General features: G+C 73.4%; 6 protein-coding genes and 5 pseudogenes. 5 read left to right on the plus strand and 6 right to left on the minus strand.

Translation table 11 applies throughout. The features are described 5' to 3' along the window. Positions 1–211: 211 nt before the first annotated feature. The 3 genes and pseudogenes from KIF24_RS26555 to KIF24_RS26565 all read right to left on the minus strand — a co-directional run bounded on the left by KIF24_RS26555 (position 212) and on the right by KIF24_RS26565 (position 3,049). Positions 212–1,158 (minus strand): annotated as a pseudogene (locus KIF24_RS26555) (4-(cytidine 5'-diphospho)-2-C-methyl-D-erythritol kinase). Positions 1,159–1,235: 77 nt separating this feature from the next. After that, a pseudogene (gene rsmA / locus KIF24_RS26560) lies at positions 1,236–2,107 on the minus strand (16S rRNA (adenine(1518)-N(6)/adenine(1519)-N(6))-dimethyltransferase RsmA). 18 nt (positions 2,108–2,125) lie between these two features. Continuing rightward, complete coding sequence (locus tag KIF24_RS26565) at positions 2,126–3,049, minus strand: TatD family hydrolase (RefSeq protein WP_221086364.1); 924 nt, start codon at positions 3,047–3,049, stop codon at positions 2,126–2,128. Positions 3,050–3,164: 115 nt separating this feature from the next. On the opposite strand from KIF24_RS26565, the pseudogene KIF24_RS26570 reads away from it, so the two are divergent. Continuing rightward, positions 3,165–4,411 (plus strand): annotated as a pseudogene (locus tag KIF24_RS26570) (hypothetical protein). Between the two features lie 87 nt (positions 4,412–4,498). Then, positions 4,499–5,350 carry an alpha/beta fold hydrolase gene (locus KIF24_RS26575; protein WP_221086365.1) on the plus strand — a complete coding sequence of 284 codons (852 nt, stop codon included), beginning with the start codon at positions 4,499–4,501 and terminating at the stop codon, positions 5,348–5,350. A 73-nt stretch (positions 5,351–5,423) separates the two neighbouring features. On the opposite strand, the gene metG is transcribed toward KIF24_RS26575, so the two are convergent. Continuing rightward, positions 5,424–7,226, minus strand: coding sequence for a methionine--tRNA ligase (metG, locus tag KIF24_RS26580; RefSeq protein WP_221086366.1), 1,803 nt, complete (start codon positions 7,224–7,226; stop codon positions 5,424–5,426). A 149-nt stretch (positions 7,227–7,375) separates the two neighbouring features. Here metG and KIF24_RS26585 point away from each other — a divergent pair, with 149 nt between their 5' ends. Next, a complete protein-coding gene (locus KIF24_RS26585; protein WP_230415909.1) occupies positions 7,376–8,338 on the plus strand; it encodes a hypothetical protein in 963 nt (320 codons plus the stop codon). Between the two features lie 36 nt (positions 8,339–8,374). Here KIF24_RS26585 and rsmI read toward each other — a convergent pair. After that, positions 8,375–9,243, minus strand: a pseudogene (rsmI, locus tag KIF24_RS26590) (16S rRNA (cytidine(1402)-2'-O)-methyltransferase). A gap of 66 nt (positions 9,244–9,309) precedes the next feature. On the opposite strand from rsmI, the pseudogene KIF24_RS26595 reads away from it, so the two are divergent. Continuing rightward, positions 9,310–11,036, plus strand: a pseudogene (locus KIF24_RS26595) (dolichyl-phosphate-mannose--protein mannosyltransferase). A gap of 306 nt (positions 11,037–11,342) precedes the next feature. Here the strand turns inward: KIF24_RS26595 and KIF24_RS26600 are convergent. Next, positions 11,343–11,648: a hypothetical protein gene (locus tag KIF24_RS26600; RefSeq protein ID WP_221086367.1), complete on the minus strand. Its 306-nt coding sequence runs from the start codon at positions 11,646–11,648 to the stop codon at positions 11,343–11,345. Between the two features lie 232 nt (positions 11,649–11,880). Here KIF24_RS26600 and KIF24_RS26605 point away from each other — a divergent pair, with 232 nt between their 5' ends. Further along, a complete protein-coding gene (locus KIF24_RS26605; RefSeq protein WP_221086368.1) occupies positions 11,881–12,546 on the plus strand; it encodes a 4'-phosphopantetheinyl transferase family protein in 666 nt (221 codons plus the stop codon). The last annotated feature ends 11 nt before the right edge of the window (positions 12,547–12,557 follow it).

A 12,557-nucleotide genomic window follows, 5' to 3' on the forward strand; every position in this document is an offset into this window, starting at 1 on the left:
CGTGCCGCTGGTTCTCCGCCGGCCGGGGCGGGCCGCAACGACGCTGCCAGCACCTGCCGAGCTGAACCGCCAGCGCTATCACCGCGGTGCCGCGCCGATCGCCCGGCCGCGGTGATCCGTTGGTGCCATCAGCTCGACAGGGCGCACTCACCCACCAGACCACCCAGCCACACCCGTGATCGGGCGGTCAAGGCGGTGGGCCGGGCCCGGGTCAGCTGATCCGGGCGCCGTGTACCGGCCCGTGGGCGGTGCGGGCCTGCCGGCACACCTGGGCGGCTTCGAGTTCCGCGGCGACGCGTTCGGCGTCGGCGGCGTCGGCGGTCAGGAAGACGCAGGTCGGCCCGGAGCCGGAGACGATGCCGGCCAGCGCCCCGGCCGCCTCGCCGGCCTTGAGGGTGGCCGCCAACGACGGGCGCATGGCCAGGGCGGCGTCCTGGAGGTCGTTGCCGAGGGTCGGGGCGAGCACCCGGGGTCGCGCTGCCGGAGCGCGGCGAGCAGCCGGTCGGTGCTGCCGAGCGGCGGTCCGGCGGCACCGGCATCGCGGAGCCGGTCGAGTTCCTGGTAGGCCTGGGGAGTGGAGAGTCCGCCGTCGGCGATGGCGACCACCCAGTGCCAGGAGGTGGCGCGGGCCAGGACCGGGCTGACCGCCTCACCGCGGCCGGTGCCCAGCGCGGTGCCGCCGTGGATCAGGAAGGGCACGTCCGAGCCGAGGTCGGCCGCGATGCCGGCCAGTTCGTCGCGGGACAGGCCGGTGCCCCAGAGCGCGTCGCAGGCGACCAGCGCGGCGGCACCGTCGGCGCTGCCGCCGGCGAGACCACCGGCGAGCGGGATCTGCTTGCGCAGGTGCAGGCGGGCGTGTGGCATCACGCCGGTGTAGCCGGCGAGGGCGTGGGCCGCCCGGATCACCAGGTTGGAGTCGTCGAGGGCGAGTTCTCCGGTGCCCTCGCCCTCCATGGTGAGGGTGAGCGTGTCGCCGCGCCGCGCGGTCAGCTCGTCGTAGATCGAGATGGCGTGGTAGACCGTGTTCAGCTCGTGGTAGCCGTCCCGGCGTAGCGGGCCGACACCCAGATGTAGGTTGATCTTGGCCGGTACCCGTACGCGGACCGGCCCGCTGGCCCCGCGCCGCTCCTCGTCGTCCGGTCGCCAGGCCTCGGTCACGGGGTGATGTCCCGGATGGGCGACCGGGCGTCGAACGGCTTGGTCACGATCAGCTCCTCGGCAGGCACGGCCTCAGCCTACTGCGCTTCCGTCGTACGGCTCGGGGCCGACGCGGCCACGGCGGCGAACTGCTCGACGGTGAGTGACTCGCCGCGTGCGCCGGGGTCGACCCCGCGGCGGTGAGCGCGGCGGCGGCCCGGTCGGCGCCGCCGGCCCAGCCCGCCAGGGCGGCGCGCAGGGTCTTGCGGCGCTGCGCGAAGGCGGCGTCCACCACCGAGAAGACCTCTTCCCGGGCTACGTCGGCGCGCGGCTGCTCGCGGCGGGTGAAGGCGACCAGTCCGGAATCGACGTTGGGCACCGGCCAGAACACGTTCGGCGGCACCTTCCCGGCGGCGCGGGAGCGGGCGTACCAGGCGAGCTTGACCGACGGTACGCCGTACACCTTGGAGCCGGGGCCGGCGACGAGCCGGTCGGCGACCTCCTTCTGCACCATCACCAGGCCGTGGCGCAGGGTGGGCAGCTCGGCGAGCAGGTGCAGCACCACCGGCACGGCGACGTTGTAGGGCAGGTTCGCCACGAGGGCGGTCGGCGCGGGGTCGGCCAGCTCGGCGGCGGTGACCCGGAGCGCGTCGGCATGGTGCACGGTGAGCCGGGCGGCGGCCGGGCCGGCGTGCCGGGCGGCGGTGTCGGGCAGCGCGCCGGCCAGGTTCCGGTCGATCTCGACGGCGTGCACGTGGGCGGCGGCGGGCAGCAGGGCGAGGGTGAGCGAGCCGAGTCCGGGGCCGACCTCCAGCGCCACGTCGTCGGGGCTGAGCCCGGCGGTGGTGACGATCCGGCGGACGGTGTTGGGGTCGTGCACGAAGTTCTGGCCGAGCCGCTTGGTGGGCGCCACGCCGAGCCGGGCGGCGAGTTCCCGGATCTCCGCCGGGCCGAGCAGGTCAGCGGCCATAGCCCGACAGCGTACGGGTCAGCCGGCGGACTCCCGCGCGCCGGTGCGGACCGCCGGCCAGGGGCCGAAGGCGCGTTCACCGGTGGCCGAGATGGCCGCGCACAGCTCGTCGAGGTCGGCGCCGATGGTGGCGGCCAGGGCCCGCACGGTCAGCGGGATCAGGTACGAGGCGTTGGGGTGGCCCCGGTGCGGGACCGGGGTGAGGTACGGCGCATCGGTCTCCACCAGAATCTGGTCGAGCGGGGTCAGCGCGGCGGCCTCGCGCAGCGCCCCGGCGCTGGCGAAGGTGACGGTGCCGGCGAAGCTGAGCAGGTAGCCCCGGCGGACGCACTGCCGGGCGAACTCGGCGTCGCCGGAGAAGCAGTGCAGCACCACCGTGTCCGGCGCGCCCTCGTCGTCGAGGATGCGCAGCACGTCGGCGTGCGCGTCCCGGTCGTGCACGACCAGGGTCCGGCCGTACTGCTTGGCGATCGCGACGTGCGCCCGGAAGCTCTCCTCCTGTGCGGCGCGGCCCTCGTCGCCGGTGCGGTAGAAGTCCATCCCCGTCTCGCCGATGCCACGCACCCGATCGTGGGCGGCCAGCGCCTCGATCTGGCGCAGTGCGGCGTCGAGGTCGGCCAGCCGGGGCGCCTCGTTGGGGTGCAGCGCCACCGTGGCGACCAGCGCCGGGTGCCGGCCGGCCGCCTCGGCGCCCCAACGGGAGGACTCGACGTCGACCCCGACCTGCACCAGCCGGTCCACTCCGACGGCGGCGGCGACGTCGATGGCCGCCGCGACCGGGTCGACGGCGGTGCTGCCGGGCGGCACGCCGACCTCGCTGACGGTGATGTCGAGGTGGGTATGGCTGTCCAGCACCGGCCGGGGCAGCGGCTCGGGCGCGGGTGGGAACTCGCCGGCGCGGCGGGCGGCGCGCTGGCTGCGGGACTCGGTCGGCTCGCTCATCTCCTCGACAGCATCACACACCGCCCGAGTCCACCCGCCCGCCACCCGCAGTTCACCTGGCCTACGCCGGGTGCCCCTACCGTCGCCGGGTGACTGCGCGACGCGAGATGACGACGTGAGTATCACTCCCCGGGCGCAAGACGCGGCGCAGGAGCGGACCGGCCTTCGGGTGGCGTACGGCGGCGCGCTCTATCCGGCCGAGGAGATCGCCCGCGGCGCGGCGTACGAGTTGTTCAGCGCCGACGAGGTGGCCGGTTTCGAGTGGGTGCCCCGGCCGCACTCGGCGCTGCCGTGGCGACGGTTCGTGCACGTCACCGAGGTCAGCGCCGTACACGGGGCGGGTGACCACGCCGAGGATCCGGAGTCGCCGCTGCTGGTGCCGCTGCACCGGGAGCGGGGCTGGTCGGACGTGCACCGGCTCGCCCAACAGCCGGCCGCCGCGGACGACCCGCTGGTCACGGCGGTACGCGCGACGGCGGGCGTGCGACGCGGCACCCGGATGATGAAGATCCTTTCCGCCCGGCAGCTCGCCGGCCACGTGCGGGGATGGCTGCCGCACGGCTTCTGCTACCGGGAGCACGACGTGGCGCACCTGCGCACCCCGGCGTCCACCACGGTGCTGCGGACCGACGGCGGGGGCGGCCGGGAGGGCGTGGACGTGACGTACGCGCTGCGGTGGCGCGCCGCCGACCCGGGTGACTACGACGTGCCCGCGGGCGCGGCGTACCGGGGCTGGCCGCGCTGGGTGCCCGCGACCGGTTGGGGCCGGCGGTGCTGGGCACCGGGTTCACGCCGAGCAGCAACCATCTGATCCCCGAGTTCGTCACCCGGGACTTCGCCGACCTGCCGATGCCGGCGAACGCCACGCTGCTGGCCTATCCGGCGGAGGGCGTGGAGGTGGTGCTCTACGCCTACCAGGCCGAGCAGCGTGGCTGGCTGCGGATGGTCGGGCCGCAGTGGCGGCACCTGCTCGCCGCGGTGCCGGGGCTGTCGCCGGACCAGGAGTACGTGCCGACCGGGGACGCACCCCGTTCCACCCGGCTGGTCGGCACGTACGCGGGCGGGGAGTACGAGGCGGTGGCCGACCTGCCCGGCGACTTCCGGGTGCTGGCGCTGACCCGGGCGGCCCGCTACCCGGTCGACGGGGTGGGCCGACGGTTACGCCTGGCGTCCTGGCGGGGGGTTCCGTGCCTGGTGCTCCGGGAGGAGGCGGGCTGGTTGCGGTTGCGGCTGCGCCGCCCCGACCCGGACGTGGTCGCCACCATCGGGGCACAGTGCCACGAACGGGGCGTCTACGAGGCGTGGGCCCCGGGCGTCGAGGTCACCGACGACCAGGTGGTGGACCACCCGTACCTCCTCTGACCTGGCCCCGCACGGGGTCGGGCGGTGCAGGAATAACGGTCCTCCGCCGGGGAAGGCTCGGTCTCCCACCCTGGACAGGAGGACGAGATGCCCTTCATCACCGTCGGCACGGAGAACTCCGCGCCAATCGATCTGTACTACGAGGACCACGGCTCGGGCCAGCCGATCGTGCTGATCCACGGATTCCCCTTCAACGGGGCGACCTGGGAGAAGGTTTCCGGACCGCTGCTCGATGCCGGGTACCGGGTGATCACGTACGACCGGCGCGGCTACGGCAATTCGGCGCGACCGACGTTCGGGTACGACTACGACACCTTCGCCGCCGACCTCGACGTGCTGATGGCCGAACTGGACCTGCGTAACACGATCCTGGTCGGCCACTCGATGGGCACCGGTGAGGTGACCCGCTATCTCGGTGCGTACGGCTCGGAGCGGGTCGACCGCGCGGTGCTGCTGGCGCCCCTGGCGCCCTACCTACGGCAGGCGCCGGACAACCCGGAGGGCGTGGAGGCGAGCGTCTTCGAGGGGTTCAAGCAGGCGATCGCGCAGGACCGGTTCGCCTACATGACGCAATTCTGCAACACCTTCTTCAACTACAGCGAGAACAAGGGCAAGCTGGTCAGCGAGGAGGCGTACCGGGCGCACTGGGAGATCGGTGTGATGGCCTCGGCGAAGGCCACGTACGACTCGGTGGACTCCTGGGGCACCGACTTCCGGGCCGACGTGTCGCGGATCGACGTGCCGGTGCTGATCGTGCAGGGTGACAAGGACAACGTGCTGCCGTACCCGAAGACCGGCCAGCGGCTACAGCCGATGCTCGCCGACAGTCGGCTGGTCACCCTGAAGGGTGCGCCGCACGGCACTCCCTGGACCAACGCCGACGAGGTCAACCAGGCGATCATGGAGTTCATCGGATCGCCGTCGATGGCGCGGGCCTGACCCGCGGCACCGACTGACGCGCCGGGCGCGGCCCCGTGTCACGGGCCGCGCCCGCCGGGCGTAGGGCGTCGCCTCAGCCGCCGAGCCGGGCCAGTTCCTCGTCGACGATCTTCGGGTCGAGCTTGCGGAAGACCGGCTTGGGCGCCGCCAGTGGCCGACCCGCCTCCAGTGGCACCGACTCCCAGCGTGCGCCCTGCGTGTAGTCCCCGGTCAGCACCGGGTAGGCCGGGCCGCCGTCGAGGTCGGCCACCTCCTCGACGACCGGCATCGGTGCGTGCACCCCGGTGCCGCCGAGCAACTCGTGGACCTGCTGCGCGGAGTGCGGCAGGAACGGGGTGAGCAGCGTGTTGGCGTCGCTGACCACCTGGAGGGCGACGTGCAGGACGGTGCCCATCCGGGGCTTGTCCGCTTCGCTCTTGAGTTTCCACGGGGCCTGGTCGGAGAGGTACTTGTTGGCCTCGGCGACCACCTTCATCGCCTCGCCGATGGCCTGCTTCTGCCGGTGGCGGGCGATCAGGTCGCCGACCGCGCCGAAGCCGGCGCGCGCCACGGCCAGCAACTCCTCGTCGGCCTCCGTGAGCCCGTCCGGGCCGATCGGCGGGATCGCACCGAAGTTCTTCGCCGCCAGCGAGACGGACCGGTTGACCAGGTTGCCCCAGCCGGCGACCAGTTCGTCGTTGTTGCGGCGGAGGAACTCGGCCCAGGTGAAGTCGGTGTCGTTGCTCTCCGGCCCGGCCACCGAGATGAAGTAGCGCAGCGCGTCGGCGTCGTAGCGTTCGAGGAAGTCCCGGACGTAGATGACGACCCGGCGGGAGGAGGAGAACTTGCGCCCCTCCATGGTCAGGAATTCGCTGGAGACCACCTCGGTGGGCAGGTTGAGCCGCCCGAGTTGGCCCGGCTCGCCGTCGTGGCTGCCCTCGCCGGAGTAGCCGGCGAGCAGGGCGGGCCAGATCACCGAGTGGAAGACGATGTTGTCCTTACCCATGAAGTAGTAGGACCGCGAGTCCTTACCCTCGCCGTCGGTGGACCACCACTTTCGCCACGCCTGCGGGTCGCCGGAGCGGCGGGCCCACTCGACGGACGCGGACAGGTAGCCGATCACGGCGTCGAACCAGACGTAGATCCGCTTGTCGGTGCGCTCGCGCCAGCCGTCGAGCGGGATCGGTACGCCCCACTCCAGGTCGCGGGTGATGGCCCGGGGCTGGAGGTCGTCCAGCAGGTTCCTGGAGAACCGCAGCACGTTGGGGCGCCAGCCGTCCCGGGTGTCCAGCCACTGCCGCAGCACGTCGGCGAGCGCCGGCAGGTCGAGGAAGAAGTGTTCGGTCTCGACGAACTTCGGCGTCTCCCCGTTGATCTTCGACCGGGGGTCGATCAGGTCGATCGGGTCGAGCTGGTTGCCGCAGTTGTCGCACTGGTCGCCGCGGGCGCTGTCGTAGCCGCAGATCGGGCAGGTGCCCTCGATGTACCGGTCGGGCAGGGTGCGGCCGGTGGACGGCGAGATGGCACCCATCGCGGTCTTCGGCACGATGTAGCCGTTGCGGTGCATCCCCTCGAACAGCTCCTGCACCACCGCGTAGTGGTTGCCGGTGGTGGTACGGGTGAACAGGTCGTAGGACAGACCCAGCCCGTGCAGGTCCTTCACGATCACCCGGTTGTACCGGTCGGCCAGCTCGCGCGGGGTCGACCCCTCGGCGTCGGCCTGCACCTGGATCGGGGTGCCGTGCTCGTCGGTGCCGGAGACCATGAGCACGTCGTGGCCGGCCATCCGCATGTATCGGGCGAAGACGTCGGAGGGAACGCCGAAACCGGAGACGTGGCCGATGTGGCGTGGGCCGTTGGCGTACGGCCAGGCCACTGCCGCGAGAACGTGACTCATGGGCAGAAAGCCTAGTGACCCGTCGGGAGTGACCGCGAACCAATAGACCTCCCCGGCCGCCGGAGTGGCCCATCTGCCGCCGGCCGATAGTCCGATTTGTCGCCGACACGCGTCTGAGCTGCCAGGTCAGTCGCCGTTGTCGGTGTCCAATGAACCGCGTGACTGGCAGCCGAGCCACCCGAGACCACGACGACGGCCCGCCCACCGACACCCGGCCGGAGGCCACGGCGCCGCCGCGCACCCATCCGGTGGCACCGCAGCCCCGCACGGTGTCCCCGGCGGCGCCGGAGGGCGTGGCGCCGGCCGGGGCCGAGGCCGGCGACCCGGCCGCCGACGAGCTGGAACGGCGCGGTGTCGAGGCGGCGCGCGACGGCGTCGAGGTGGAGCCGACGACCGGCGCGCCGGCGGACACGCTGCCGCGCCGGGTCCCGGTCCGGTCGGCGGGCCGCCGGGTCCGCCGGGGCTGGTCCTCCGGCGACGGTACGCCGGCGGAGGACACCTCCTGGGCGCCCATCGAGGAGGTGCACTGGGACGGCACACCGGTGCGGCAGGAGGCACCCGGCAACCCGTGGTGGCGCCGGGTCTGGCCGGTCCGCCGCCGCCGGGAACGAGCCAGCCGCCCACCGGATCCGCTGCCGGGGCTGGCCGCGCTGATCGGGCTGAGCCTCGCGGCGGCGTTCTTCGCCTGGGTCAGCGCCGGCCCGTTCTGGCTCGCGGTCGGGCATGCCACGCCGGGCACGGTGGTCCTGACCGGGTGCAGCGGCGACGGCCTGAGCCAGCGGTGCCGGGGCATCTTCACCGCGGCGGACGAGGAGTTCCGGACGCACGGCGTACGGGTCAGCGGGGTACCCGGGCACCGGACGGCGACCGGGACGGCCCTGCCGGCCCGGGTGACCGGCCCGGACGGCGGCATCGCGTACGCCGACCGGGGGGCCGGTGCCCAGTTGCGCTGGCTGCTCGGCCTGCTGACGGTGCTGGGCTGTGCGGTGGGCATCGCCCGGTGGACGGGCGCGACCCGGCTGCCCGACCCGGTCGCCCGACGCTGGGCGGTCACCGCATCGCTCGCCGGCCCGCTGCTGACCACCCTCGGCTTCCTCGCCGCCGCCTGGTAGACCCCGGTGGCGCTGCCGCGGCCCGGGGCCCCTTCGCTACCGCTGGTGCACCAGGGCGTAGACGTCGCGGCGGCGCAGCCCGTACCCGGTGGCGACGTCGGTGATCGCGTCCCGGCGGGTCTGCCCGGCCGCCTCCCGCTCGGCGACCGCGGCGCGCAGCGCGTCGTCGTCCGGGCGGGTCGCCGGCGTGGCGGGGGCGCCGGCCACCACGAGGGTGATCTCGCCGCGCGGGTCGCCCTCGGCGGCCCACCGGGCCAGTTCGCCGAGCGGGCGGCGCAGCACCTCCTCGTACGTCTTGGTCAGCTCGCGGCACAGCGCCGCGGGTCGGTCGGAGCCGAACGCGTCAGCCAGGTCGGTCAGCGCGGCGGCGATGCGGTGCGGCGCCTCGAAGAGGACCAGCGTCCGTTCCTCGGTGGCCAGCGCGCGTAGCCGGGCCCGGCGGGCGCCGGGGCCGCGCGGCAGGAACCCTCGAAGCAGAACCGGTCGCAGGGCAGGCCGGACAGGGCGAGGGCGGTGGTGACGGCACTGGGCCCGGGTGCCGCGGTGACCGGGATCCCGGCCTCCAGGGCCGCCCGGACCAGCCGGTATCCGGGGTCGGAGACGCTGGGCATGCCGCCGTCGGTGACCAGTGCGACGACGTATCCCGCGGCGAGGACGTCGACGAGTTCCGGGGTACGCCGCTCCTCGTTGCCCTCGAAGTAGGAGACGATCCGCCCGGGGATCGTCACGTCGAGGTCGCGGGCGAGCCGGCTGAGCCGGCGGGTGTCCTCGGCGGCGACCACGTCGGCGGCGGCCAGCAGCTGGCGCAGCCGGGTGGAGGCGTCGGCGGGGTTGCCGAGCGGCGCACCGAGCAACACCAGGCGGCCAGTTTCGGACATTTCACCCACGAGTGCGTACTCCTTCATCGACGTGCGTTCCGGATTCGGGGACGACAGACGCCATCGACCCCCTCCGCAGCCTACGATCGCCGGGTGACGAGTGCGTCGACAGCGCAGAGCGCGGGCCCGGAGCAGCCGCGGCCGGAGCAGACAGCGACCACGGACACTTCCACCGACCCGGCGGGTGGTGGCGGGCGGCCGGGCGGTGACGTGCCGGCGGGCGATGGCCTGCCGGCGACGATCCGGCGTCGGCTTGCCACCGTCGAGGCCGGGCTGGACAGCCGTTCGTGGCTGGCCACCGCGGTGGTGGTCGCGATCGCGGCGGTTCTCCGGTTCGCCAACCTCAGCCGACCGTCCGGAAAGATCTTCGACGAGATCTACTACGCCCGGGACGGCTGGGCCCTGGTCGACAAGGGCGTGGAGTGGAACTACAAGGACGGCGGACCGTCGTACGTGGTCCACCCGCCGTTGGGCAAGTGGCTGATCGGCTTCGGCGAATGGGCCTTCGGCTACTCGGACGCCGAGCACGGCATCTCGGTGCCCGGCCACCTGTTCACCACCTCGCCCGAATTCGGCTGGCGCTTCTCGGCGGCGCTGCTCGGCACCCTCTCGGTGCTGCTGCTGGTCCGCATCGGCCGCCGGATGTTCCACTCCACGGTGCTCGGCTGCGCAGCCGGCCTGCTGCTCGCGGTCGACGGCTTCCACCTGGTGCTGTCCCGCACCGCGCTGCTCGACATCTTCCTGCTCTTCTTCGTGCTGGCCGCCTTCGGCGCGCTGGTGCTCGACCGGGACGCGACCCGCCGGCGCTGGGCCCGGGCACTGGAGGCCGGGCTGGATCCGACCGCCCGGGGACGCGCCGGCCGCCCGCCGACCGGCTGGCGGAACTGGCCCTGGTGGCGGCTGGCGACCGGGATGCTGCTCGGCTGCGCCTTCGCGGTGAAGTGGAGCGCGCTGTTCTTCGTTCCCGCCTTCGCGCTGCTGATGTTCCTCTGGGACGTCGGCGCCCGCCGCTCCGCGGGGTGCGCCGGCCCTGGCGCGCCACCCTGCTCGACGGGGTGCCCTGGATGGTGCTCGCCGGTGCCGTGCTGGTGGTCACCTACGTCGTGACGTGGTCCGGCTGGCTGCTCAGCCACGAGGGCTACTACCGGCTCGCCGAGCGGTACCCGGACGCCGGCCTCAGCGACACGCCGATCATCGGTCCGCTGTGGAACCTGGTTCAGTACCACCAGGCCGCGCTGGGCTTTCACAGCCAACTCGACGATCCGCACAAGTACCAGTCATGGCCGTGGCAGTGGCTGCTGCTGGGCAGGCCGGTGGCGTTCGCCTGGTCCGGCGACGGCCCCTGCGGCGCGGCGAGCTGTGCCTCCGAGGTGCTGTTGCTGGGCACCCCGCTGCTCTGGTGGTCGTTCCTGCCCGCCCTGGTGGCGGTGGTGTGGCTGGGTCTGGCGCGCCGCGACTGGCGGGCCGGTGCGATCCTGCTCGGCGCGGCGGCGGGGCTGCTGCCCTGGTTCTGGTTCGCCCTCGACGGCCGGACGATGTTCTCCTTCTACGCCGCTCCCGCGCTGCCGTTCCTCGTGCTCGCGGTGGTCTACGTGCTCGGCGCGATCGCCTCGCCGGCGGGACCGGACGGCACCCGCCCGGTGGGCGGCGCCGACGAGGAGGCGAGCCGGGACCGCCGGCTGGTCGGTGGCGTGATCGCCGGCGCCTACGTGGTGCTCGTCGTGCTCTGCTTCGCGTACTTCTATCCGATCTTCGTGGGCGAGGTGCTGCCGTACGAGGACTGGTCGGCGCGGATGTGGCTGGGCGGTCGCTGGATCTGACACGAAGAGGGCCCGCACGCGCGGCGTGCGGGCCCTCTCGGTGAACGGCGGCGCCCCTTGGGAAATAGGGCGCGCCCCGATCGCCTGCCACGGGGGAAGCGGGCGATTGGGGCGCGCACCAGCAGCTTAACCACCGACGACGAGTGGCACAACGGGGCGGCGCAGGTCAGATTTCCGACGTAGGCCCCGACCGGTGAAGATCCAGCCCACCGCGACCGCTGAGTGATCCTGCTCGGACTCTGCGCTGCGCCGGAACCTCTGTTCCTGGCGGCGCTGAATCGTTGCATCCAGGGACGACAGCGAGGTTCAGTGCCGCCTCGCGCGGCGGGGCAGCCAACCGAAGAAGCGGTCCTGCAACGACGTCGAGCCGCCGGCGTGCAGATCCTCGGCGGCTGCGGCGAGGCAGGCGCCCAGATAGACGCTGAGCATCGCCCGGTCGGCGCCGTACTCGGTCAGCAGCCGGTCCTGCTTCGGCGCACACGGCCAGTCGTCGCCACAGGTGCCACACGTCCAGTCGGGCGCCACCGGGGCATGCTCGCCCAGCCGCGTCAGCGGTGCGATTCCGTCCGCCTCGACCGTCGTGACACCCGAGCGATCCGCAACACCCGTCATCGCGCTCCCTTCCGTCTCCAGCTCGGGCGGCGGGTGGCACCCGCCGCCGGTCGGTACCTGCCCGTGCGCACCAACAGCGCTCGGGAGACGCAACCGTGTTACACCGCTGCGGTACGTTGACCAACCATGGCCGCCGCGACCCGCCGTACGCATTGCACCAACCCAGAGCTTCAATCGTCGCCGGCCGACGGTACCGGTAGCGCCGGCCGAAAGCACCACCGCGGAGCCGGCGGTGCGTGACCTGCTTCCGCCCGCCGTCGCGGTGGCCGTGGCCGAGCCGGACGACTGGATCGGGCAGTTGTACGCCACGGAGGCGGCCTGCCTCGGGGAGCGGGCGGTGCAGAGCCGCCGGCGTGACTTCACCGCCGGCCGGGTCTGCGCCCGACGCGCGATGGCCACGCTCGGTTTGCCGCCGGCCGCCGTACCGGCCGCCGCCGACCGCTCACCGGTCTGGCCGGCCGGGGTGGTCGGCACCATCACGCACACCCGCGACTACTGCGCCGCCGCCGTCGCCCGCAGCAGCGAGATCCGGGCGGTCGGCATGGACGCCGAGCGACACAAGGAACTCAGCCCGGGGGTACGCCGCCTGATCTGCCTGCCGGAGGAGGACGAGTGGTGCGCGCGGCTGCCACCGGGCATCTCCTGGTCGGCGGTGATCTTCAGCGCGAAGGAGACCGTCTACAAGGTCTGGCACCCGATCGTCGGCCACTGGCTCGACTTCCGCGACGCGCTGGTGCGGGTCGACCCCGACGCCGGGACGTTCACCGCGCGGATCGCGCCGGCCCGGGTGGCCGCCGCCACGGCCACCCACCCACCGTCGCTGGTCACCGGCCGCTTCGCGGTCGACGACGGCCTGGTACGCACCGCCGCCACGCTCCCGGCGACGTCCTCGGGCTGACGTCACTCCCG

Source organism: Micromonospora tarapacensis, from assembly GCF_019697375.1.
Taxonomy (GTDB): Bacteria; Actinomycetota; Actinomycetes; order Mycobacteriales; family Micromonosporaceae; genus Micromonospora; species Micromonospora tarapacensis.

Excerpts from the sequence above, each read along its gene's own strand:
- KIF24_RS26600 (WP_221086367.1), bottom strand. The coding sequence starts at position 11,648 with ATGACGGGTGTTGCGGATCGCTCGGGTGTCACGACGGTCGAGGCGGAC.
- KIF24_RS26565 (WP_221086364.1), bottom strand. The coding sequence starts at position 3,049 with ATGAGCGAGCCGACCGAGTCCCGCAGCCAGCGCGCCGCCCGCCGCGCC.
- metG (WP_221086366.1), bottom strand. The coding sequence starts at position 7,226 with ATGAGTCACGTTCTCGCGGCAGTGGCCTGGCCGTACGCCAACGGCCCA.
- KIF24_RS26585 (WP_230415909.1), top strand. The coding sequence starts at position 7,376 with ATGAACCGCGTGACTGGCAGCCGAGCCACCCGAGACCACGACGACGGC.
- KIF24_RS26575 (WP_221086365.1), top strand. The coding sequence starts at position 4,499 with ATGCCCTTCATCACCGTCGGCACGGAGAACTCCGCGCCAATCGATCTG.